This is a genomic window from Agathobaculum desmolans ATCC 43058, assembly GCF_000701665.1.
GTDB lineage: Bacteria > Bacillota > Clostridia > Oscillospirales > Butyricicoccaceae > Agathobaculum > Agathobaculum desmolans.
On the sequence record NZ_JNJN01000010.1, the window covers coordinates 40,047 to 62,625 of the forward strand.

The following is a 22,579-nucleotide window of genomic DNA, read 5'->3' on the forward strand; positions in this document are numbered from 1 at the left end:
AAAACCCGAGGATATGTGAACTACCCCAGATTGTGCGGACAGTTCAATGTTCCTCGGGTTTTATTTTTGAGGGTCAGGCTTCGGTGTTTTCCACACCGGCAGCGGCTTCGGCAGCCTGTGCGGCGGCTTCTTCGACTGCACGGGCGGCAAGACGCTTGTTGTTGAAGTGCTTGCCGATCCAATAGCCGACAACGGCGCAGCCGATCGCACAAATCGTGGCGCTGACCTCCTTATGGAAAATCAGGCCGATCAGGCCGGCGAGGATATAGCCGCCGGCAACGCCGAACGCGGCGCCGTGGAAGCACATACGCGGCATACCAAAAATACGCAGGTCGGCAGGGTCGATATCCTCTTCTTCCTCGTCCTCGGTGCCTTCGGCGTCCTCTTCCGACAGCAGGGCATCTTCCTCTTCCGGCAGTTCGTCCGGCACGGCTTCGTCTGTCCCGGCAGGCAGGGCGGCCTGTTCCTCTTCGGATAGGGGAGCGGTCTGCTCTTCTTCGGTCAGCGGCTGCTGGTTTTCAGTCATGTGGAAACATCCTCTCGTTTGGTGAAGTTAAAGATTCTCAGGCGGCAGCGGGATCACAACGGCGGCAATGATATAGCCGATCAGGGCGGGGAACAGGCCGAACAGGCACAGGAAAGCCCAGACCAGACGGATCAGCGTCGGGTCGATCTCAAAATATTCCGCAATGCCGGCGCAAACGCCGCACAGCATACGGTTGGATTCGCTGCGGTACAATCTTTTGTTTTTCATAGGAAAAAACTCCTTTTCTCTATCATACGGTGTTTTATCAGGTTCGTCAAGGGGGAAGGCGGTTACCGGGTTAACAGATCGAGCGTGCCGCTGCCGATTTCGGCGCGCAGAATCGGGCTGCCGTTAAGCGCACCCTTGCGGGATGCGTGGCGGCTGCCGCTATCCCCGCCTGCAACCGCATGGCCGTCGAACAGGAAAACGCCGCTGTCTGTTGACACCTGATAGCCCAGATCGGAGCCATCGCCCGGTGTGATAATAGTAGAGGTGATGGTGCCGCTGTCCAGTTCTATGTCAGCCTGCGTGCCGACGAATAGCTGGCTGGGCGCAAAGCGTCCGCTGCCGATGTCGATGTCGAACCGGTCGGCGTTCAGGACATCGGCTGTAAGTGAGCCGCCCTCGATGTCCACCTCCATGCTCTGTGCGGTCAGGCTGCCGTCAATTTGGACAGGGTGGTCGTCAATCTCGAAGGAAATGTTGGAAAAAGCATCGGCAGTGCTGAAGGGCAGCGTGATAACGCAGTCTGCTGCGCTGGCGGGTCGGAGCCGGAGCGTCCATGTCCCGTGTTCCAGCTTGTTTTGCTGAATGTCCGCGCCGGTCACATTATAGTCGTTTGCAAATACGATTTGAACGGGGGCAGTTCCGGATGCCTCATCATCAGAGAGAAACTCGAAATGCAGGTTTTGTACGGTATCAACGCTGACATTCGGCACAAAAATACCGTTCTGTGTGTTCGTGCGGTTGCTCCATTCCTGCGCCAGATACCCATAGTCGATGTCGTCGAGGGTGTCATCCATATCATCAAGGGTATCGTCGATGTCATCGTCGTCATCAAACCAGCCGCTGTGCCAGCCGTAGTCATCCAGCCAGAAGCGGTAGCGGAACGGGCCGTGGTGCGCGGCGTTTGCAACGCGTTCGGTTACGCTGTGCAGCGCGCCGTTGTAATAGCTGCTGTAAAGCTGCCCGCCGGCAGCCCAGCCGCCGATGGCCATGCAGCCGCCGATCGTCAGGACGGCGCAGCAGGCGATGATGAGTTTTTTCATGCGTTTCCACCTCCGTTGGAGTCGGTTTTACGGCCGCGGATCTTGTTGAACGGCCAGCGGATGAGCGCGACAGCCGCGCGGAACACGGGCGGTACAAACAGGGTGCACAGCTTAATCACCAGCAGACCGAGCAGGATGCCTGCGGCAAACAGCGCCAGCCCGCAGCCGAGGGTAACAAAAGCGTTGGCCGGGATGCCCCACAGGACAAAAGAGAAGCCGCACAGCACCAAACCGGCAAACAGCAGGCAAAGCGGAACAAGGATGAAGGCCGCCGCAATGGCAAGGATCGCCGCAAGCACTGCACCGATCACACCGAGCACGGCGAGCAGCAGGCCGCCCGCCAGCGGCAGGCCGATCGGGATGGCGAGCAGCACCAGCACGATCAGCAGCCACGGCGGGATGCCGCGCCACCGGCGGCGGGGCGGTGCATCCTGCGGGGGCGCATCCTGCTGCGGGGGTACGGCGGTCAGCTCGCGGTAGTCCGCCAGAATCTGCGCAGCCACGGTCTGTGGGTCGCCCAGATCGGCAATGACCCTGCCTTCGTTTTCCGGGCCGGCATCGTCAAAGTATTCCTCATAATAGCGCAGGGCGCTGGCGCGCTCCTCCTCGGGCAGGATGGACAGCGCACGCCGCAGCGCAGCCATATAATCATTTCTGTTCATTGTGTTTTACCCTCCAAAAAAGATCGTATCGATCCCGTTCCGGTAGTTTTGCCAGTCGATCCGGTGCTGCCGGAGCTGTGCCCTGCCGTGCTCGGTGATGCGGTAGTAGCGCCGGTTGCGCCCGGCGAAGGCTTCATCGTAAGTTGTCAGGCAGCCATCCTTCTGCAAACGGCGCAGTACAGGGTACAGGGTGGATTCGGAGATATCCAGCACCTTCTGCACATCCTGCGTGATGCGGTAGCCGTAGGTGCTTTCGCGGTCGACCACAGCAAGCACGATGCCGTCCAGCAGGGAGGAGGCGATAGGATAAGACATGCTGCCACCTCATTTCTGTGATTGTGATAATATTATATGAAGTATAATATAGATTGTCAACAGGCATTTCAAAAAAACCTGTGAAGGAATTGTAAATTTTGTAGGAACGGTGCGCGGAAAAGCACATTTCCGCATTGTATTTGCCCGATGGATAGCGTATAATGATATCTGTATACGAATCGATAGTACGAAAAGAGGAAGAAAGGACGAATCCGGAACCATGAAACTGGCTGTATTGTTCGGCGGCGTTTCGAGCGAGCATGATATTTCGTGCCTGTCCGCCGCATCCATACTCCGAAACCTGGATAAGACCCGATATGAAATATACCCGGTCGGTATCACACGGGAGGGACAGTGGTACTACTGTCCGGCGTGCGATGCGGACTGCGTGGAAAACGGCGAATGGGAGCGCATGGCCGATAAGGTGCCTGCGCTGCTCCCGCCCGACCGCAGCGTGCATGGCTTGGTGCTGCTGCAAAACGGTACGGCCGAAACCGTTCGGCTGGACTGCGTATTCCCTGTGCTGCACGGCGTGGGCGGAGAGGATGGCACGATTCAGGGCGTTTTGGAGCTGGCGGGCATTCCGTATGTCGGGTGCGGCGTGGCGGCAAGCGCTAACTCAATGGATAAATCCATCACTAAGGTGATCGTGGAGGATGCCGGTGTGCGGCAGGCGCGGTATTATCTTGCCTTGCGCTATGATTTTGAAAAGAACCCCGAAGGTGTGGTGCGTACCGCAGCGGATCGTTTGGGTGCGTTCCCGGTGTTTGTCAAGCCGTGCTCGCAAGGCTCAAGCGTGGGTGTTGCCAAGGCGGGTGATATGGTGGAACTGGCGGAAGGGCTGACCGAAGCCTTCCGCTTGGATGATAAGGTGCTGGTCGAGGAATTCATCGACGGGCATGAGGTAGAATGTGCCGTGCTCGGCAACCGGGAGCCGGTTGCTTCCACCGTGGGCGAGGTTGCGCCGACGCAGGAGTTTTACACCTTTGATGCAAAATATAAGGATGAAAGCTCCAAGCTGTACATCCCGGCGCAGATCACCCCGCGGCAGATCGAAACCGTGCGGCAGAACGCGCTGCGTGTTTACACCGCACTGGGCTGCCGCGGTCTGTCCCGCGTGGACTTTTTTGTGACCCGTGCGGAGGGCGAGGTCGTGTTTAACGAGCTGAACTCGATCCCGGGCTTTACTTCGATCAGTATGTACCCCAAGCTGTTTGACGCGGAGGGGATCTGCTATCCCGCCCTGCTCGACCGTCTGGTCGCGCTGGCGATGGAGGAACATCATGGGGATCGTTGAACGGCCGGCAGATAACCGGGCGATCGGCGTGTTCGATTCCGGCCTCGGCGGGCTGACCGCCGTGCGCCAGCTGCACCGGCTGCTGCCGGGGGAGAATATCATTTACTTCGGCGATACCGGGCGGGTGCCTTATGGAACGCGCAGCCGGGAAACCATTATTAAATATGCGCGGCAGGATGTGGCATTTTTGCGTCAGTTTGCGCTGAAGGCGGTCGTGATTGCCTGCAATACGGTATCCTCTGTGGCGCTTGACCTGCTCGCGCAGGAAAACGAGATCCCGATCATCGGCACGGTCGAACCGGCCTGCCGCCGCGCGATGACGATGACCCGCAACGGCAGGGTCGGGGTGATCGGCACGGCGGCGACCATGCGCTCGGGCGCGTACGAAAAGTATCTGCATCAGGCGGACGGTAGCCTGCGCCTGTTTCCGCAGGCGTGCCCGCTGTTTGTGCCGTTGGTGGAGAACGGACGCGTCCGCCGCGGCGATGTAGTGATCGAAACCGTGGCGGCGGAATACCTTGCGCCGCTCAAGGCGGCGGAGGTGGATACGCTCATCCTCGGCTGCACGCATTATCCGCTGCTGGGTGAGGTCATCGCGGACTATATGGGGCCGGAGGTGACGCTCATCGACTCGGGCGCGGAGGCGGCTAATCTGGCTTCCACCCAGTTCGATCTGGGGGACGGAAACGGTGTGACGCGTTATTTCGTATCCGACGATCCCGCGGCGTTTGACCAGCTGGCAGGGCTGTTTTTGCAAGAAGCCCCCGCCGCCGGTGCGGGGCTCGTGGATATTACAGGTTATTGACACAGAGCATACGGAGAAACAAAACATGAAAAAGGACGTTTGGCTGTCGATCTCATCCCGGCAGCAGTTTACAGGCTGCGAGGAGGAGCAGGTCGATCTCGTCACTGCGGCGACCCTGTATGAGCGCAGCGGAAAATATTATATCGCCTATGACGAAAGCGAGCTGACCGGCCTGCAGGGCACCCGCACGACTGTGAAACTGGACGGCAAAAAGGTCTCGCTCATCCGCACAGGCACCTGCCCGGCGCATATGCTGTTTGCGGAGGATGTCCGCCATGTCGGGCTGTATCAGACGCCGGTCGGCGGCGGGATCTCGATCGCGACCCATACCTCGCAGGTGCGCAACACCGTGGGGGAAAATGGCGGCGAGCTGGTCATCGATTATACGGTCGAGGTGGATAACGCACTGATGGGCGAGCATCATTTTGAAATGGTCGTATCGACCGAACCGGTGCAGGCATAAGCAAAATGCGCCGCGCGGCATTGCGCGGCGATCACAAAATAACGGAGAGTGAACAAATGAACGCATATGAATTTGCGCGCGCCGAAGCGACCCGTGTGGTTGAAGCGGCATACCACAAAGCTGTGGAGGCGGGTGTACTGCCCGCAGGCGACATTCCGCCCGTTGCGGTGGAAACCCCGAAGGATGCGGCGAACGGCGACTGGGCATCCACCTTTGCCATGCAGTGTGCCAAACCGCTGCGCATCGCGCCCCGCAAGATTGCGGAGGCGATTGTGGCGCATCTGGATCTGGCGGGCAGCTGCTTTGATACGGTGGAAATTGCCGGACCCGGCTTTATGAATTTCACGCTTAACCAGAGCTGGTATGAAAAGGCAGTCAAAAATGTATTGGAGATGGGTGCGGACTACGGCCGCACGCAGGCGAAGCAGCCGGAAAAGGTCATGGTTGAGTTCGTTTCCGCCAACCCCACCGGCCCGATGCATATGGGCAACGCACGCGGCGGCGTACTCGGCGACTGCCTGAGCGAGGTGCTCGACTGGTCGGGCAACGATGTTACGCGTGAGTTTTATATCAACGACGCAGGCAATCAGGTGGATAAGTTTGCCCATTCGGTGGAGGGGCGCTATATTCAGGAGCTGCGCGGCGAGGATGCGATCGAATTCGACCCCTCGTGGTATCAGGGCGAGGATATCAGGGCGCTGGCGCACGATCTGGTCGAGCAGTACGGTGACAGCCTGCTGGACAAGACCCCTGAGGAGCGCTTTGCCGTGATCGAGGGCTACGGCCTGCCGACCAATATCGCCCGCATGGAGCGCGACCTCAAGCGGTATAAGATCGACTACGACGTCTGGTTCCGCGAGAGCGAGCTGCACAACAGCGGCTACGTGAAGGAAACCATCGATATGCTGACCGCGAAGGGCGCGACCTATGAAACCGAGGACGGCGCACTTTGGCTGCGCTCGACCGACTTCGGCTGCGATAAGGACGATGTTCTGCGCCGCGCTAACGGATTCTACACTTATTTTGCAGCGGATATCGCGTATCATCGCAACAAGTTTGAAAAGCGTGGGTTTGACCGTGTCATCAATATCTGGGGCGCGGATCATCATGGTCATGTTAAGCGTTTGCAGTGCGCGCTCGACGCGCTTGGACTCGACGGTTCACACCGGCTCGAAATCGTGCTGATGCAGCTGGTGCGCATGATGCAGGGCGGCGAAGTGGTTCGTATGTCCAAGCGCACGGGCAAAAGCCTGACACTGACCGACCTGCTCGATGAGATCCCGGTGGATGCGGCGCGCTTCTTCTTTAATTCGCGCGCGGCGGAAACCCAGATGGAGTTTGACCTTGATCTGGCGGTCAAGCAGGATTCGGAAAACCCGCTGTATTATGTGCAGTACGCACATGCACGCATCTGCTCGGTCATCCGCAACTGCATGGAGGACGGGCTGGCGCTGCCTGATTCTGCGGCGGTCGATCTGTCTGTGCTGACGGGCGCGGATGAGCGGCAGCTGATCAAGGCGATCGCGCTGCTGCCCGAGGAGATCGTGCAGGCGGCGCAGAGCCGCGACCCCTCGCGTTTGAATAAGTATGCGGTGGCGCTGGCGCAGCAGTTCCATCATTTCTATAATGCCTGCCGCATCAAGTGTGACGACCGCAAACTTTGCGAGGCGCGTTTGGCGCTGTGTCTGGCGGCAAAGCAGGCGATTGCCAACGCACTGGGGCTCATCGGCGTGGAAGCGCCGGAGAGCATGTAAGGCGAAATGGGGTGCAAAAGGCAGATGCGTCCTGTCTTTTGATGAAAATTCCTGTGTAACAGGAATTTTCGGTTTTGCTGCGCGGGGGACGCGCAAGGCTTGTTGTATCCGGGATGGAGATATGCCATGAAAAAATTAGCAAAACAGCTGGTGGCTTTGGCGCTGTCAGCGGCGATGCTGACCGTGCCGGCGGGGGCGGTCACGCAGGACGGACAGAGCGAAACGTGGTTTGACGGCGTTTGGGCGCTGATCGATGCATTCGGTCTGACGGCGGAAAACGATCCGTATATCCTGCAGAATTATATCAATAAATATTTACAGAAGCATCCGGAAGAGATGTATGAGGTCATCAACGATATCCTTTCGCTGATGGACACCCACTCGATGTATTTATCGAGTGAGGAGTATTCGCAGGGCTTTTCCACGCTGGAGGGCTTCGTCGGCATCGGTGTGGGGCTGCAGCAGACCGAAAGCGGTGTTCAAATCACCGAGGTGCTGCGATTTTCTGCGGCGGAAGAGGCCGGTTTGCAGATCGGCGACATGATCGTGGAAATCGACGGCGCCGATGCGGCGGAGATGACCCATACCGAGGTGGCTGAGCGGCTGCGCGGCGCGGAGGGGACTGCCGTCCGGCTGACCGTGCGGCGGCAGGGCAGGAGCGTGACAGTTTCCTGCACGCGCCGGCAGGTCAATCAGGTCTATGTATCCGGCCGCACGATGGCGGACGGCGTGGAGTATATCAAGGTAAGCGCGATGGGATCGGAAAACGACTGGACGGCGTTTTCCGATATCTGGGACGGTCTGGACGAAAAAAATACGCGCGCCGTGATTCTTGACCTGCGCGGCAACGGCGGCGGAGTGATCGATGTTGCCTTCAAGATGGCGGATGCGATGACACCGGAAAAGGACGTTTATCTGGGCGGTGTGCGCTGGCGCGAGGATATGGGCGGCTTGGAACAGACCTATTCGACCGGCGGGGCGCTGCCGCTTAACCGGATCATCGTGCTGGTGGACGGCGGCACCGCCTCGGCGGCGGAGCTGCTGGCGGGCAGCCTGCAGGATAATGGGCTGGCCACGTTGGTTGGTGAGCCGACCTACGGCAAGGGACAGGGTCAGTTCCATTTGGATCTGGTCAACGGGGACAAGTTGGTCATTACCACGTTGGCGATGGAGCTGCCCCGGCAGGGACAATATGAGGGCGCCGGTCTGGTGCCGGATATCCGTTTGGAAAACCGCACGGTAACCGTGCGTGCAGACGCGCTGGCACCGTTGGATACCGGTGGGACGCTGCGCTTCGGCGAGCAGTCGGATCAGGTGTATGCGATGACCGAACGTCTCAGCCTGTTGGGTCTTTTGAAAGAGCCGTCCCGTGTGTTCGACCGTGTTGTGTTGGATGCGGTTGCGGCTTTTGCGGAAAGCTATGAGATGGGATCGCTGCTGCACGCATCGCCCGATCTGCTTGCAGCACTGGAACAGGCAATGCAGACACTGAACGGCGAAACCTATGTGATCGACGACCAGTTGCAGCTGGCGGTGGAGATGGGTAAGCTGGCAGCGGAAAAGCCGCAGCAGTATACGCCGCTGCCGGATGGAAGCTGGAAAGCCAAGTAGTCATACGCAGCGCCGCGCAGCCGCGGCGCTGTTGTCACAATCGTCTTCTGGGGAGGAAGAGTCAAGTTGGAAATTCCTTTGTGTCATACTGCACAGCATGGACAGATCCTGCTGACCGGCGCGGAGGCGCTGGAGCTGTACCGGGCGCGGCCCGAACGGTTCGCCGGGGCGATTGCACCGGACGGCGCACAATGCGCGGCGTGGGCTGAGGCGCTGGGCGGCCTGCCGGTCGGGCTGGCGCTCGACTGTCCGCCGCTGCCTGATACGGATACCTGCGAAAAGCCGGTTGCCATGCATTATATCGGGCAGTGTAAACAGGTATTCCGCCCGATCCTGCATGAGGATGCAGCCTTTTACTATCTGCGCGGCGCACAGACCTTTGAGGCGCTGCGTGCAGCAGTGCTGGCGCTGACCGATCTTTCCGGCCGAACGGTGATCGCAGAGCTGGAAGTGGAGGATGACGAGGGCCGTTTGTCTGATGGGACGGATATCCGTGCGGCGGTCGGTGTATTGCAGCGCATCGGTGTGTCCACAGTGATCCTGACGGCGCACGACCCGCATTCACTGAGCGAAGCGTTGGAATTGGCGGCACCGTATGCGCGGCTGTCGCTGGGTGCAGCGGTGCATTCGGCATGGCTGCGGGTGCAGACGCCGCTGTATAATACCGAGGTGTTCGTGCCGGTAGAGCACGACAGTGAGGAAAATCTGCTGCGGGCAATAGAGGGCCACACTGCGGGGCGTATTGTGCCGCGTGACCATGATGATTTTATTTTGGCGCCGGATGGGTGCAATGCGCACTTCATCGATCCGACGATCGATATTTCGGATGAAATCGAGTGCGGTCCCCGGCTGGAGGAGGCGCTGCTCGAAGCGGAGGAAGATGCGGGTGCCTTTAAGCTGGTGCTGGAATGTGAGGACGATGTAATCGCGCTGGAGGCATACCAGTATATGATCTCGCGGCCGCTCTGCCTTTGTGCGGAATCCGCTGAATTGCTGGAGCAGGGGCTGCGGGTATATGCGGGTCTTGCCCTGTACGACGGCACCTGGGAGCAGCCCGAAGAAGTGATACATTATCTGGAACAAAAATACGGGCTGATTCGTTTATAAAAGGGCGCGGCATACAGAAATAACCGGGAGGTTTGGTTTTGGACTGGAAGGAAGTTACGATTTATACAACAACAGCCGGTATTGGCCCGGTGGAAGCGCTGTTGGAGGATCACGGTGTAGAGGGCTATGTGCTGGAGGACGCCGCAGATTTTGAGGAATTTCTCAAGGATACCGAAATATACTGGGACTACGTCGACGAGGATCTGGTGCGGGAAAAGCGTGCACAGGAGACCTGCCTGAAGATTTATCTGCCGGACAGCGAGGAGGGTGCAAAACAGTATGCGGCGCTTCGCACGGCGTTGGAAAATCTGAAAGCGCGGGATGATACGCATGCATGGGGCCGGCTGTGTACCGAAACCGCCCTGACCCGGCAGGAGGATTGGGAATGGGGCTGGAAGCAGTATTTTAAGCCGTTCCCGGTTGGGCGGCGCTTTTTAATTAAGCCCTCGTGGGAAACCGTGGAGGATGTGCAGGGACGGCAGATTTTGGAGATCGACCCGGCCTCCTCATTCGGTACGGGCAGCCATGACACCACACAGTTGTGCATGGCGGCGCTGGAGGAGGCAGTGCATCCGGGGGACAGCCTGCTGGATATGGGCACCGGCTCGGGGATATTGGCGATTGCCGCAGCGATGCTGGGTGCAGAGGTGCGTACAATCGTGGATATCGATGAAAACTGCCTGAAAACCGCGCAGGAGAATGCGGAAAAGAACCATGTGTCGGTCGGCCGCGGCCTATGCGGCGATGCCCTGCGTGATCCTGCGTTAGCGGAGGAGATCGGCGGCGGATATAACATTATTGTGGCCAACATTGTGGCGGATGTCATTATCGGCATGGCGCCGATGTTTGCGGACAAGCTCGTGTCCGGCGGCACGCTGATCTGTTCGGGCATTTTGAATGAACGGGCGGATGAGGTGCGCGCTGCACTTACGGATGCGGGCTTTACGGTTGAAAACCATGCGCACAGCGAGGATTGGAGCGCATTTATTGCCTGTCTATGATTTACAGAATGTTTACTTGCCAAACAAGGTTTTTTTTGCTAGAATAGGAAAGGTTATTCGATTGACATGCCAAGATTTTTTATCGACCGGCAGCCGGAAAACGGTATGCTGCTCCTGCGGGGCGAGGACGCACATCACGCGGGACGTGTGCTGCGGCTGCGCGTGGGGGAAGCGCTGACGCTGTGTGACGGCGCCGGAACGGATTTTGACTGCGTGGTGGAACAGATCACACCGGATGAGGTGCTTTGCCGCGTGCAGGACAGCCATCCGGCACGGAGCGAGCCGCGGCAGCATCTTTCACTGTTTATGGCGCTGCCCAAAGGCGATAAGATGGACTTTATCGTGCAGAAAGCGGTGGAGCTTGGTGTGCGGGATATTGTGCCGTATTTGAGCAAAAACTGCGTTTCTCGTCCGGACAAAACGGATAAAAAGGTCGAGCGCTGGCGCAGGATCGCTGCAGAGGCCGCCAAGCAGTGCGGTCGGGGCTATCTGCCCTATGTGCACAGTGTTGTACCGGTGCAGCAGGCAGTGCAGCAGGCGGTACAAAGCGAAACCGCACTGTTCTTTTATGAAAATGAAACCCGCACCGGGCTGCGGGATGCGCTTGCGGATGGCGTTGGCGGTACGGTGTCGCTGATGGTTGGGCCGGAAGGGGGCTTTGCCCCGGAGGAGGCCGAAGCAGCTGTGCGGGCGGGGATGCAGAGCGTTTCGCTCGGTACCCGTATTCTGCGGTGCGAGACGGCGCCGGTTGCGGCATTGGCTGCCGTGCTGTTTGCCGGCGGGAATATGTAAGGATAAAAAGAGGGAGTGTAGGCATTGGCCAAAAGCAATGTAAAGAAAAGGGCGATCAGTGAAGAAGAGTATACGACCAATAAGGTGCTGACGGTGTTCAGCGTTTGCCTGTTGGGCGTGTTGGTGCTGATGGTGGTGGAACGCCTGTTGGATTATGTTAGCACATGGGCGGCCGGTATGGTGTTGGTGCGTGTGCTGATTGGTGTGGGAGCGGCCGGTGTGCTTTGGGCTGTTTGGCTGCTGACGCGCGAGGCTTCCGGAAAGCGGACGGCAGCGCGGCGCATCGTTTGCGGGCGGAATGTGATGATCGTCAGCGTGATGACCGTACTCTGTATGTCGGTGATCCATTATATTGGTACGCAGCCGATCAAAATGCTGTATGTGATCCTGCCGGTTTTGGCGGTGTATTATCTGGTGTACCATTCCTATGCGCCGGAGTTTTTCCTGATTGCGTTGGATGCCGGGCTGGCCATGGGGCTGATGTTTGTTGTGCATCGCACGCTGGATTCGGTCAGCTTTGGGTGGATGCCGTATGCGGCGGTCGGCGCGGCGGTCGTGTTGGCGGTGCTGCAGCTGGTTTGCGTGGTGCGCCTGCGCGGGCAGAAGGGGAAGTTTACGTTCCGCGGTAAAAAGGTGGATACACAGTTCAGCCGGAACGCTTATATTATGCTGATGGTCACGCCGCTGCTGATGGCGGCACTGACGCTGTTGGTTTGGGCGATGCCGGCGCAAATGGCAATCGCTATTGGCGCAGCGGCGGCATATTTGTTCATTACCGCCGTATATTATACGGTAAAGCTGATGTGAGGAAAACAGGCGGACGGCACAGCCGTCCGCCTGTTTTGTTGGAGGGAGCAGGATGAAACGCGCGGTCGGTATGCTGGCGCTGCTGCTGGCGGCGGCGGGATTGATATTGTGGGCGCCGTGGGCGATGACGCCGCATGTGCAGACGGTGTTTGAGGCGGCATCGCTTCTGGAGCAGGATGCACGGCACGGCGGGAATGGTGTGACCTTCCGCGCGGATGAGGTCGATCCGGACGAGGTGTACCGCGCGCTGGAGGCGCGGTATCCTTATGCGTTTTCCCTGCATGCTGTGGAGCGGCCGGGCCGCACAACTGTGATGCGGGTGGAGGTATCGCGGGCCGCGCGGCAGGAGCAGGCGCGCACCTATGCGGCGGTATTGGCGGATTCCTGCATCAGCAGGGAGATGAGTGACCGGCAAAAGCTGCGTGCCCTGCACGATGCACTGGTGCGCCTGTGCGCATATGATGAGCAGACCGCCGAAGAGGATGCTCCGGACGGTGCAGCCGCCCCCTTTGCGGCAGACGGCGCACTGATCGATCACCGCGCGGTATGCGCGGGTTACGGCCGTGCGTTCAGCATGTTGTGTGAAGCGGCCGGTCTGCAGGCGGTTTATGTTTCTTCGGAGGAAATGAACCACGGCTGGAATGCCGTGCGGTTGGAGGGGCAGACCTATTATATTGACTGCACGTTTGATGATCCGGTGCCTGACCGGGGGGATTATGTGTCATCCCAGTATTTTTTGATGACGGAGTCACAGCTTGCCCGCACCCATGTGTGGGATGTGGCGTTCTATGAACGCCTGCTCGACAGCCTGTTATAAAAAAATTAAAATAATTTGAAAAAATGCTTGACTTTTATGATGACATACTCTATAATAATCATTGTCGCCGGCGAACGGACGATAGAGGAAACACGGCGGTATAGCTTAGTTGGCTAGAGCGTTCGGTTCATACCCGAAAGGTCATTGGTTCAAGTCCAATTACCGCTACCATTTCCCATGGCCCGTTGGTCAAGCGGTTAAGACACCGCCCTTTCACGGCGGTAACGGGGGTTCGATTCCCCCACGGGTCACCATATGGAAGTTTAGCTCAGCTGGGAGAGCATCTGCCTTACAAGCAGAGGGTCAGCGGTTCGAGCCCGTTAACTTCCACCAACAAAAACCTTGTGAAACATGGGTTTCACAAGGTTTTTTGTTTGCTTATGATAAAGAGGATGTCTGCGAGGGAAGGGACACGTATGACAGAATTGCAATTATGGATGCGTCGGCTGCTGATGCTGCTGTTTGGCGTACTGGTGACCGAATGCGGCAGTCAGCTTTACGTTGCGCTCGATGTTGGCGCAGATCCGTTTATGGTGTTGGTTCAGGGTGTATCGCAGTGGTTGGGGCTGAGCTACGGTCAGAGCAGCACGGTACTGATGCTGCTTTGCCTTGTGGTTTTGCTTGTGTTTGCGCGGCGGCAGATACGCCCGGGGACGATTTTTTGTATGTTCTGTCTCGGACCGATCGTAGACAGTTATGCGTGGTTGTTTGCCCGCCTTTTGCCGCAGGAGCGGCCCTTGTGGCTGACTGTGCTGCTGGTGGTAGTGGGCTGCGTGCTGGTATCGATCGGGATTGGTATTTCGGTGCGGTCGGAGGCAGGCGCCTGTGCAAACGATCTGATCCCCGTGATTGCGGCATCACGCTGGAACGGCCGGATGCTGGGGCTGATGCGGATGCTGTGGGATCTGCTGTGTATCGCGGTAGGCTGGCTGCTGGGCGGAACACCGGGGATGGGAACGGTGATCGCGGTGACGCTGTTTGGCCCTGGGCTGCAACTTTTTCTGCCGGTGGCAAAGCGGATCGCCCGCTGTCTCAACCTACCGGAGAGCACAGAGCTGTGACCGAAGGCTTGTGCGCGGCGGCACAAAAATGTGCGGTGCAGTGGAATGGTACATATGGAACCGGGAGTGAACTGCGGCTGCGATGCAACAGAAAAAAGCTGAGGATATAACCTCAGCTTTTTTGCTTTTTCGGTGCCGGTTTTCGGATGCGTGGACGGAATCAGCGCGAAGCGTGCTCTTCAAGCTGTCCGCAGGTCACTTCGCGGTACTGAACAGGTGACAGCTCCACCAGACGTTTGAACATGCGGTAAAAGTAGTTGCGGTTGACCATGCCGACCCGGCCGGCAATATCGCCTGCGCTGTCCTCCGTGGTGCGGAGCAGATGCTGGGCTTCTCCGATGCGGCGGCGGATCACATACTGGATCGGGGTCAGGCCGAACTGCGCCTTGAATACGTGGATCATATGACTGGTGGAAACGTGGAACTGTTCGCTCAGCTCGCTTAGGGAAAGATCTTCGGTAAAGTGTGCGTTCAAATGTTGGAGCATAGCAAATGGAAGCGGAAATTCGCTCCCCCCCGAGGGGGAGGGTGCGAGCGAGGTGGGGGAAAGGGCGCTCATTTGCAGCAGTAGTGCTTGCAGCAGAGGTGTTTTAGCGTTTCTTGCAGTTTGTTCGGAGCGAATCAGCAGGAGAAGCGGCCATGCCGGTGTATTTTGCAGCGGCGGGAACTCGAATACCATCTGCTGTTCGGCGGCGGCGGAAAAGCAGAGCATCAGGCAGGGGGCCTGTATGACGGAAAGCACGTGGCAGAGCTGCGGCGGCAGCAGCAGTGCGCCGCCGGGCACGATTGGCAGGCAGCGGTGCTCGGTTTGCAGCGTGATCCCCTCATCGGCGGGGGCAAGGGATACGAACAGGATCCAATCCTCCAGAGCACAGGGCAGGTATTTGCCGCCTGTGCCATGCGGATGGATGACACATTGCTGCGTTAGGTGGACATGGTGGAAAGACGGAAACGGAATAGACATGATACCTCCTGAAGATTAGAGTAAATTATCAATGTTGTGACGCAGCAGCACCCGGATATCTGTATGATAAAACTCTTTTTGCGGGCGCTGGTTGAGTTGGATGTGATCGGCCAGCAGCGACAGCGGCAGTGAGCCTTGCAGCTGCGCATCCTGTCCGATGACAAAATCCGCGACGCCGCGGCGTATTTCGTGCAGGTTGGCGGGGATCTCGTCGTGCATGATCAGGTGCACTTCATGGGCGCGTCCGGAATCGACCAACGCGCTGCATACGCCTGCATAACCCGGTGTGATGGCATAAATGCCGGTCAGGTTGGGGGTGTCACGCAGCAGGCGGAGGGTATGCTCGTAGGCAACATCGCGGTTATCGTTCGGAATGGTGACCTCCTGCAGCTGCAGCTGGGAACCCGGGGTGAGCAGCTCTTCCTTAAAGCCGGCCAGACGTTCGCGGTAAGCGCTGTGGTACAGAAACGGTGCGATGATGGTGGCAACGGTGCCGCACTCCCGCGTTACCAGACGCATCAGCTCGGCTACCGTGCGGCCGGAGGCGAGGTTATCCTGTCCGATGTAGCACAGCCGGCGGCTGTTGGCCAAATCGGTGTTAAAGGTAATGATCGGGATGCCGCGCTGTTCGGTCAGCTCGTTGAGCTTGGTTTCAACCAGCAGGCAGTCGAGCGGTGTCAGCGCAAGCGCGCTGATATGATGCTGTTCTACCAGTTCTTCAATCATGGAGACCTGCTCGACCGGATCAAGCGACTGGGACAGCCGGAAAATCACTTCTACGCTGAAGGCGGACAGGCGGCGGGCTTCGCGGCGGGCGGAATCCAACACCATTTGCATGAACGGTGTTTCTACCGAAATCATGACGACACCGATCCGGATCGGATGGGCGGCGCGGGAAAGCGCCAGACCGGCGCGGTTGGGTGTATAGCCGTGCTCGGTGGCAACTGCTTTGATTCGTGCGGCAACCTCCGGGCGGACATTGCCTTTATTATGCAGCGCACGGTCGACCGTGCCGCGTGATACACCGCAAAGTTGTGCAATTTGGTTGAGGGTAATTGCCATTTTATATCACCTCGGTCACAAGAGAGGGGGAATCCCCTCCATAGATTGATTAAATCATAACATAATAGGTGGAATAAGTCTATATATAAAGTCAATAAAGCGATATTCACAATATTGTGCACGTGTACGGATTGAAAAATATTTTATATGGAAGAGAGAAGAAGGAAGAGCGGAAATATAAAGAGAAAATGGGCGTATTTTCTTATTATTACGCACAATGTTTCGATATAAATGACGAAATATGGCTAAAAAATGCTGATTGTTGCAAAAAATAACGATTTGAAATGATATCGGACAAAAGGCGCTGCTGTGCGGCAAGGGCGGGTAGTTTTGCATAATTAGATCCTGCAAGTTCTATTGCAGAACTGATAAAATTACAATTTTGTGCAGACAAAGTGATTAGTTTTTGTGGCACAAGCCTGTGCAGTTTGGGGAAAAGACGAAAAGGCGGTTGACGGATAAGGAAAAAGAGTGTAAAACTAAATCAGGTCAAGCAAAACGGACGTTTTCAAAAATGTGAACGTGCACGGAGCTTGAAAAAATGAAGAGAAAGATGAGGGAGAACACATGAAAAGAAGAATTTTTGCAGGATTCATCGCATCGGCAATGATGGTTTCCATGCTGGCGGGCTGCGGCTCGAACGACGGAGGCGAACAGCCGCAGGGCGGTGAAAGCGGTGCGGAAGGCGGCAGCGGCCACAAAGTAACGCTGATCATGAGCCAGCGTGATGAGTGGCTGAGCGAGATGGAAGCGGCTGCACAGGCGGCTGCAAAGGACATCGGTATCGACCTGACCACGCAGGACGCCAACAGCGACACCAGCAAGATGATCCAGTACATTGAATCCTCTGTTACCGCAGGCGAGGACGCTATCATCGTCAACATGGTAGACCCCGAGACCGCTGCACAGTGTGTGGAAGCGGCCGGTGAAGTTCCGGTGGTATTCGTAAACCGTTTCCCCGGCGACCCCTCGGTGCTGAACGAAAAGGCTGTTTACGTCGGTTCTGACGAAATGACCTCTGGCGCGTTCCAGGGCGAGTATCTGGCAAAGTACTTTAAGGATCAGGGCAAGACCGAGATCTCCTACCTGATGCTCAACGGCATTCTGGGTCAGACCTCCACCACCAACCGCACCGCTTCCGTGCTTAAGGCACTGGAAGACAACGGCATCAAGGCAACCGAAGCTGCGGCGCCGCTGGCAGCCAACTATGACCGTTCGGAAGCGCTGGATATGATCTCCCCGCTGCTGACCACCACCGAGTACGACTGCATCATCTCCAACAACGATGCAATGGCGCTCGGCGCGGTAGAAGCGATGATGCAGCAGGGTCTCGATCCCAAGTCTGTTCCGATCGTTGGCATCGACGCTACGGCAGACGGCCGTCAGGCCATCAAGGACGGCACCCTTGCGATGACCGTGTTCCAGAATGCGGAAGGCCAGGGCCGTGCTTCCCTGCAGGCTGCTGCTAACCTGATCGACGGCAAGCCGATCGCGGACGGCACCGGCTATGAGGTGGACGACGAGAACGAGTTCATCATCTGGGTACCGTTTGAGCCTGTAACCATCGACAACGTTGCGGATTACGACTGAGTGTAGACACAAAACGGCGGGAAAGGGACATTGCAAAATGTCCCTTTCCTAAAAAACTCGAAGATATTGGGGTGAAAAGCAGTGAGTCAAGAGTATATCCTGGAGATGACCGATATCGTCAAGGATTTCCCCGGTGTGCGCGCGCTCAAAGGCGTGCAGCTCAAGGTGCGCCCCGGCACCGTACATACCCTGATGGGTGAGAACGGCGCAGGCAAATCGACATTGATGAAATGCCTGATCGGTATCCATCCGCCCACATCGGGCAAGATCGTTTTTAACGGTAAAGAGATTCATTTCAAAAATACACTGGAAGCGCTGAATTCCGGCATTTCGATGATCCATCAGGAGTTGTCGCCGGTTCCGGAGCGAAGCGTCAGTGAAAACCTCTGGCTGGGCCGCGCGCCGCGCAAGGGTCTGGTTATTGACCATAAGAAAATGCGTCAGGACAGCATCGATCTGTTCAAACGCCTGAATTTGGATGTTGACCCGGATGAGAAGATGGGCAACCTGACGGTTGCCAAAATGCAGATGGTTGAAATCGCCAAGGCGGTTTCGTATGACAGCAGAATCGTTATTATGGACGAGCCGACCTCCTCTCTGACCGAGACAGAGGTTGAGCACCTGTTCCGCATTATTGCGGAATTGAAGGCAAAAAACGTAGCAATCATTTATATTTCGCATAAAATGGATGAAATTTTCCGCATTTCGGATGATATCACCGTATATCGTGACGGCGAGTACATCGCCACCGACCGCGCGGAAAACCTGAACGTGGATAAAGTCATTCAGCTGATGGTCGGCCGCGAAGTTACCAGCATGTTCCCCAAGGTGGAGTGCCCGATCGGGGAGACCATCCTGAAGGTAGAAAACCTTTCCGCGGGCCGTGCGGTAAAGAATGTATCGTTTGAGCTGCACCGTGGTGAGATTTTGGGTATGGCCGGTCTGGTCGGTGCAGGCCGTACCGAAACAGCGGAAGCGATTTTCGGTATGCGGCACATTACAGGCGGCAAGATCTACAAGGACGGCGAGGAGCTGCACATCAAGTCGCCCGAGCAGGCCATCGCGCACAAGATCGCACTGCTGACCGAGGACCGGCGCGGCAACGGTATTGTCGGCCTGCTGAGCATTAAGGACAATACTGTGCTTGCCAATCTGAAGAAATACGGTTTCCCGCTCAATCATAAAAAGATGCGCGAGGATACCGAAGAGTATGTGCGCAAGCTCAATACCAAAACGCCGACGATCGACACCCCGATCCAGAACCTTTCCGGCGGCAACCAGCAGAAGGTTCTGGTAGGCCGCTGGCTGCTGACCGATCCGGATATCCTGATCGTAGACGAGCCGACCCGCGGCATTGACGTAGGCGCTAAGGCGGAGATCCACTCGCTGATCACCAAGCTGGCGGGTGAGGGCAAGGCGATCATCATGATCTCGAGCGAGCTGCCCGAAGTAATGGGTATGTCCGACCGCATCGTGGTGATGCATGAGGGCGTAATGACCGCAATCGTGGATCGCAAGGATTTCTCGTCCGAGCTGATCCTGAAATACGCTACCAGCGAGGTTCCTTACCAGCCTGCTGCTGACGAGCAATAAGAAAGAGGGGTAAATGGTATGCAAAAGACGTTTGACAAGAAAAAATTCCTGTCGCAGAACTCGATCTGGCTGGTACTGATCGTTCTGGTCATCATCATGGGTGTTGCACAGCCCAGCTTCTTTACCGTAAATAACCTGTTGACGCTGCTTTCCGGTGAGGCCGTTAAGGGTATTCTGGCCTTCGGCGTTATGTTTGCGATCCTGTCCAAGGGCATTGACCTGACGATCGGCGCATCGGCCGGTTTGGTTGCCTGCATCACGGCATCTTTGGTGCAGCCGGCGGATTACGCCAACGCAGTATTTCCCGGTTTGGGCACGCTGCCCGCGCCGCTCGTTATTCTGATCGGTCTGGCGATCGGTGCAGGCATCGGCGCGATTTACGGCGCGATCATCGCTTACACCAAGATCCCGCCCTTTATTGCAACGCTGGGCGCACAGCTGATCTGCCGTGCAGGGGCGAAAATGTATACCAGCCGTCCGGTTTCCAACCTTTCTTCGGAATTCCGCTTCCTCGGCTCTGCGAAGATCGGCCCGATCCCGGTGATCATTCTGGTATTCTTCGTGATGTTTGCGATTTCGGCATTCCTGCTGACGCAGACCCGTTTCGGTAAAAACGTATACGCGATCGGCGGCAACGATCAGGCTGCCCGCGTTGCCGGCATCAATGTAGAAAAGAATCTGATCATGGTTTACGTATGGTGCTCGGTTTGTGCAGCGGTTGCCGGCATGCTGCTGGCTGGCCGTGCAGGCTCGGCTGACCCGGCGAACTCCGGTTTGAACTATGAGTTGGACGCAATCGCCGCGGCTACCGTAGGCGGCACCTCTCATACCGGCGGTATCTGCCGCGTATCCGGTGTTCTGGCCGGTATCCTGATCCTCGGCGTTATCAACAACGGTTTGGTTATGCTGAAGGTCGATGATAACATGACCAATATCGTCAAGGGTCTGATCATTGTCGGTTCGGTTATCCTTGACATGCGCAAGAATGCAAAGCGCGCGTAAAACAGACACAATCTCTCTTCTTCTTCCGGGTTTTCCGGGGCCGCAGCGTACCTGCGGTCCCCGGATACTCGAATAACTGATCCATCATTTTGCCGCAGCGCCGGAACAGGCGGGCGGCGCGGTAGAAAGGACGAAGATTTATTATGGAACTGAACATTGCAGTAGTCGGCTGCGGCATGATTGGCCGTGAGCACATCGAGCGTATCCAGAACCGCATCCGCGGCGCACAGGTTGTGGCGGTATGCGACGTATTTGAAGAAGGCGCCAAGAAGGGCGCGGAGATCGCCGGCGCGGGCGTAAAGGTTTATACGGATTTCCACGCAGCGATCAATGACCCGGACGTAAACGCTGTGGTCGTCACCACGCCGGGCGCGTTCCACAAGGATCCGGTTATCGCCGCGATCGAGGCTGGCAAGCCGGTATTCACCGAAAAGCCGCTTGCCAACACCGCTGCGGACTGCAAGGCCGTTGTGGACGCGGAAATGGCTTCGGGCAAGCATCTGGTACAGGTCGGCTTCATGCGCCGCTATGACCGCGGCTACAAGCAGGTCAAGGAGCTGATCGATTCCGGCAAGTTCGGCGCGCCGATGGTTATCAAGTGCACCCACCGCGCGGACGGCGTTGCACCGGACTACACCACCTCGATGGCGGTTACCGATACCGCGATCCACGAGATCGACGTGCTGCCGTGGCTGGTCGGCGACGAGTGGGATGAGGTGCAGTGCATCATGCCCAAGACCACTTCCAAGGCACACGAGGGTCTGAAGGATCCGCAGATCATGATCATGAAGACAAAGAGCGGCATCGTCAATGTGCTCGAGGTAAACGTAAACTGCGGCTTCGGCTACGACATCAACTGCGAAGTTGTGTGCGAAAACGGCGTGATCAACCTGCCGTGCCCGTCCTTCCCGACCGTGCGTTATGCCAACAACGTTTCTACCAAGATTGAGGACAACTGGATCCTGCGCTTCATCGATTCCTACGACGTGGAGATTCAGGACTGGGTCGATCATGCAAGCAAGGGCGAAACCGGCGGCTCCTCCGCATGGGACGGCTATGTAGCTTCGATCACTGCGGACGCGCTTGTTAAGAGCCAGACCTCGGGTGTAGCGGAAAAGGTCATCACCGGCGGCACCCCGGATTTCTACAAGAAGTAAATCCCACGCATCAACCGAAAGGAGCGTATTTTCATGAAAATCGGCTTTAACGAAGGCTGCAACCGGTTCTGTGAGAACCATTCCGTACTCGAAGACCTCGATCTGTGCGAAAAGTACGGCTTTGATTATATTGACATCCAGTCCGAGTGCCTCGACCGCGAGATCGCGGCCGGCAAGTACACCATCGACGATCTGGCGGCATGGTTTGCCGACCCGAACCATCACCTCAAGATGCTGTCCTACAACGCCCTGATCTTCTTCAACATGAAGCAGACGCAGGAGGAAAAGGACGCAGTGATGGCAAAGCTCGATCAGATCATTGCAGACTGCAATAAGCTGCAGTGCAAGATGATCGTAGTGGTACCGTCCATGGATCTGCCGGTGCACGCAACGGTAGACGAGATCCGCGAGGATGCAGTTGCTGTGCTGAAGGAAATGGTCAAGAAGGTTGAGCCGCACGGCATCAAGCTGAGTCTGGAGTTCTGCGGTGCGCCGAGCATGTCGATCAACCGTTTCGAGTATGCATATGACATTGTCAAGGCAGTTGATTCGCCGTATGTTGGCATCACGCTGGATCAGTATCACTTCCATGCGATGGCATCCGGTTGGGATGCGCTCGAGCAGGCCGACGGCAAGAAGATCTTTGTATGGCACCTGAACGGTATGGAAAACATGCCCTGCGGCGCGGCTTACAACAACGACGAGAAGCGTCTGTGGCCGGGCGAGCCGGGCGATTGCCTGGATCACAAGCGTTATGCAGATACGCTCAAGAAGATCGGCTTTGAGGGCGATGTATGCACGATGGAAGTGTTCCGTCCGGATTATTACAAGCTCTCCAGCGAGGAGAACATCAAGAAGGCTGCGGAAGTCACCCGCGCCCATGTGGCAAAATACTGGTAAATAGAAAAACCCGGCTCATGCTGAA

23 protein-coding genes and 3 tRNA genes are annotated in these 22,579 nt (G+C 57.2%); 19 read left to right on the top strand and 7 right to left on the bottom strand.

The window, feature by feature from the left end; genetic code table 11:
* Positions 1–73: 73 nt before the first annotated feature.
* The 5 genes from T363_RS0104500 to T363_RS0104520 all read right to left on the bottom strand — a co-directional run bounded on the left by T363_RS0104500 (position 74) and on the right by T363_RS0104520 (position 2,771).
* Positions 74–526, bottom strand: a complete 453-nt coding sequence (locus T363_RS0104500; RefSeq protein ID WP_031473647.1) for a hypothetical protein — start codon at positions 524–526, stop codon at positions 74–76.
* A 27-nt stretch (positions 527–553) separates the two neighbouring features.
* Positions 554–754 carry a PspC domain-containing protein gene (locus T363_RS0104505; RefSeq protein WP_031473649.1) on the bottom strand — a complete coding sequence of 67 codons (201 nt, stop codon included), beginning with the start codon at positions 752–754 and terminating at the stop codon, positions 554–556.
* 62 nt (positions 755–816) lie between these two features.
* Complete coding sequence (locus T363_RS0104510) at positions 817–1,794, bottom strand: hypothetical protein (protein ID WP_031473651.1); 978 nt, start codon at positions 1,792–1,794, stop codon at positions 817–819.
* A complete protein-coding gene (locus tag T363_RS15040; RefSeq protein WP_051643091.1) occupies positions 1,791–2,456 on the bottom strand; it encodes a DUF1700 domain-containing protein in 666 nt (221 codons plus the stop codon). The genes T363_RS0104510 and T363_RS15040 overlap by 4 nt, the downstream gene beginning before the upstream one ends.
* Before the next feature lie 6 nt (positions 2,457–2,462).
* Positions 2,463–2,771, bottom strand: a complete 309-nt coding sequence (locus T363_RS0104520) for a PadR family transcriptional regulator (protein WP_031473655.1) — start codon at positions 2,769–2,771, stop codon at positions 2,463–2,465.
* 220 nt (positions 2,772–2,991) lie between these two features.
* Between T363_RS0104520 and T363_RS0104525 the strand changes: the two genes are divergently transcribed.
* From T363_RS0104525 to T363_RS0104590, 14 genes are all read left to right on the top strand, one after another.
* Positions 2,992–4,068 carry a D-alanine--D-alanine ligase family protein gene (locus tag T363_RS0104525; RefSeq protein ID WP_031473657.1) on the top strand — a complete coding sequence of 359 codons (1,077 nt, stop codon included), beginning with the start codon at positions 2,992–2,994 and terminating at the stop codon, positions 4,066–4,068.
* Positions 4,055–4,873 (top strand): glutamate racemase, encoded by an 819-nt coding sequence (murI, locus tag T363_RS0104530; RefSeq protein WP_034971659.1) that lies wholly within the window; start codon positions 4,055–4,057, stop codon positions 4,871–4,873. The genes T363_RS0104525 and murI overlap by 14 nt, the downstream gene beginning before the upstream one ends.
* A gap of 25 nt (positions 4,874–4,898) precedes the next feature.
* Complete coding sequence (locus T363_RS0104535; RefSeq protein ID WP_051643092.1) at positions 4,899–5,336, top strand: YwiB family protein; 438 nt, start codon at positions 4,899–4,901, stop codon at positions 5,334–5,336.
* Positions 5,337–5,392: 56 nt separating this feature from the next.
* Positions 5,393–7,090 (top strand): arginine--tRNA ligase, encoded by a 1,698-nt coding sequence (gene argS / locus T363_RS0104540; RefSeq protein WP_031473663.1) that lies wholly within the window; start codon positions 5,393–5,395, stop codon positions 7,088–7,090.
* 126 nt (positions 7,091–7,216) lie between these two features.
* On the top strand, positions 7,217–8,701 hold the full coding sequence (locus T363_RS0104545) for a S41 family peptidase (RefSeq protein WP_031473665.1): 1,485 nt from the start codon (positions 7,217–7,219) through the stop codon (positions 8,699–8,701).
* A gap of 66 nt (positions 8,702–8,767) precedes the next feature.
* Positions 8,768–9,808 carry a hypothetical protein gene (locus T363_RS0104550; protein ID WP_031473667.1) on the top strand — a complete coding sequence of 347 codons (1,041 nt, stop codon included), beginning with the start codon at positions 8,768–8,770 and terminating at the stop codon, positions 9,806–9,808.
* A gap of 38 nt (positions 9,809–9,846) precedes the next feature.
* Complete coding sequence (prmA, locus tag T363_RS0104555; protein ID WP_031473669.1) at positions 9,847–10,809, top strand: 50S ribosomal protein L11 methyltransferase; 963 nt, start codon at positions 9,847–9,849, stop codon at positions 10,807–10,809.
* Between the two features lie 66 nt (positions 10,810–10,875).
* Entirely contained in the window at positions 10,876–11,601 is a 726-nt protein-coding gene (locus T363_RS0104560) for a 16S rRNA (uracil(1498)-N(3))-methyltransferase (RefSeq protein WP_031473671.1), read from the top strand.
* 24 nt (positions 11,602–11,625) lie between these two features.
* A complete protein-coding gene (locus tag T363_RS0104565; protein ID WP_031473673.1) occupies positions 11,626–12,408 on the top strand; it encodes a hypothetical protein in 783 nt (260 codons plus the stop codon).
* A gap of 52 nt (positions 12,409–12,460) precedes the next feature.
* Entirely contained in the window at positions 12,461–13,225 is a 765-nt protein-coding gene (locus T363_RS15045; RefSeq protein ID WP_051643093.1) for a transglutaminase domain-containing protein, read from the top strand.
* A 94-nt stretch (positions 13,226–13,319) separates the two neighbouring features.
* Positions 13,320–13,396: transfer RNA gene (locus T363_RS0104575), tRNA-Met, on the top strand.
* A gap of 8 nt (positions 13,397–13,404) precedes the next feature.
* Positions 13,405–13,479 (top strand) — tRNA-Glu (locus tag T363_RS0104580).
* Positions 13,480–13,482: 3 nt separating this feature from the next.
* A tRNA-Val gene (locus tag T363_RS0104585) sits at positions 13,483–13,558 on the top strand.
* Positions 13,559–13,641: 83 nt separating this feature from the next.
* Positions 13,642–14,286 (top strand): DUF6198 family protein, encoded by a 645-nt coding sequence (locus tag T363_RS0104590; RefSeq protein ID WP_031473677.1) that lies wholly within the window; start codon positions 13,642–13,644, stop codon positions 14,284–14,286.
* Between the two features lie 160 nt (positions 14,287–14,446).
* On the opposite strand, the gene T363_RS15450 is transcribed toward T363_RS0104590, so the two are convergent.
* Positions 14,447–15,250, bottom strand: a complete 804-nt coding sequence (locus T363_RS15450; RefSeq protein ID WP_078096908.1) for an AraC family transcriptional regulator — start codon at positions 15,248–15,250, stop codon at positions 14,447–14,449.
* A gap of 15 nt (positions 15,251–15,265) precedes the next feature.
* Entirely contained in the window at positions 15,266–16,312 is a 1,047-nt protein-coding gene (locus T363_RS0104605) for a LacI family DNA-binding transcriptional regulator (protein ID WP_031473683.1), read from the bottom strand.
* A 567-nt stretch (positions 16,313–16,879) separates the two neighbouring features.
* Here T363_RS0104605 and T363_RS0104610 point away from each other — a divergent pair.
* The 5 genes from T363_RS0104610 (at position 16,880) to T363_RS0104630 (ending at position 22,554) form a co-directional block, all read left to right on the top strand.
* On the top strand, positions 16,880–17,902 hold the full coding sequence (locus T363_RS0104610; protein ID WP_051643095.1) for a substrate-binding domain-containing protein: 1,023 nt from the start codon (positions 16,880–16,882) through the stop codon (positions 17,900–17,902).
* Between the two features lie 105 nt (positions 17,903–18,007).
* Positions 18,008–19,495: a sugar ABC transporter ATP-binding protein gene (locus T363_RS0104615; RefSeq protein ID WP_034971662.1), complete on the top strand. Its 1,488-nt coding sequence runs from the start codon at positions 18,008–18,010 to the stop codon at positions 19,493–19,495.
* Between the two features lie 18 nt (positions 19,496–19,513).
* A complete protein-coding gene (locus T363_RS0104620) occupies positions 19,514–20,497 on the top strand; it encodes an ABC transporter permease subunit (RefSeq protein WP_031473689.1) in 984 nt (327 codons plus the stop codon).
* A 143-nt stretch (positions 20,498–20,640) separates the two neighbouring features.
* Positions 20,641–21,654, top strand: a complete 1,014-nt coding sequence (locus tag T363_RS0104625; RefSeq protein WP_031473691.1) for a Gfo/Idh/MocA family protein — start codon at positions 20,641–20,643, stop codon at positions 21,652–21,654.
* A 33-nt stretch (positions 21,655–21,687) separates the two neighbouring features.
* Positions 21,688–22,554 carry a sugar phosphate isomerase/epimerase family protein gene (locus tag T363_RS0104630; protein ID WP_031473693.1) on the top strand — a complete coding sequence of 289 codons (867 nt, stop codon included), beginning with the start codon at positions 21,688–21,690 and terminating at the stop codon, positions 22,552–22,554.
* The last annotated feature ends 25 nt before the right edge of the window (positions 22,555–22,579 follow it).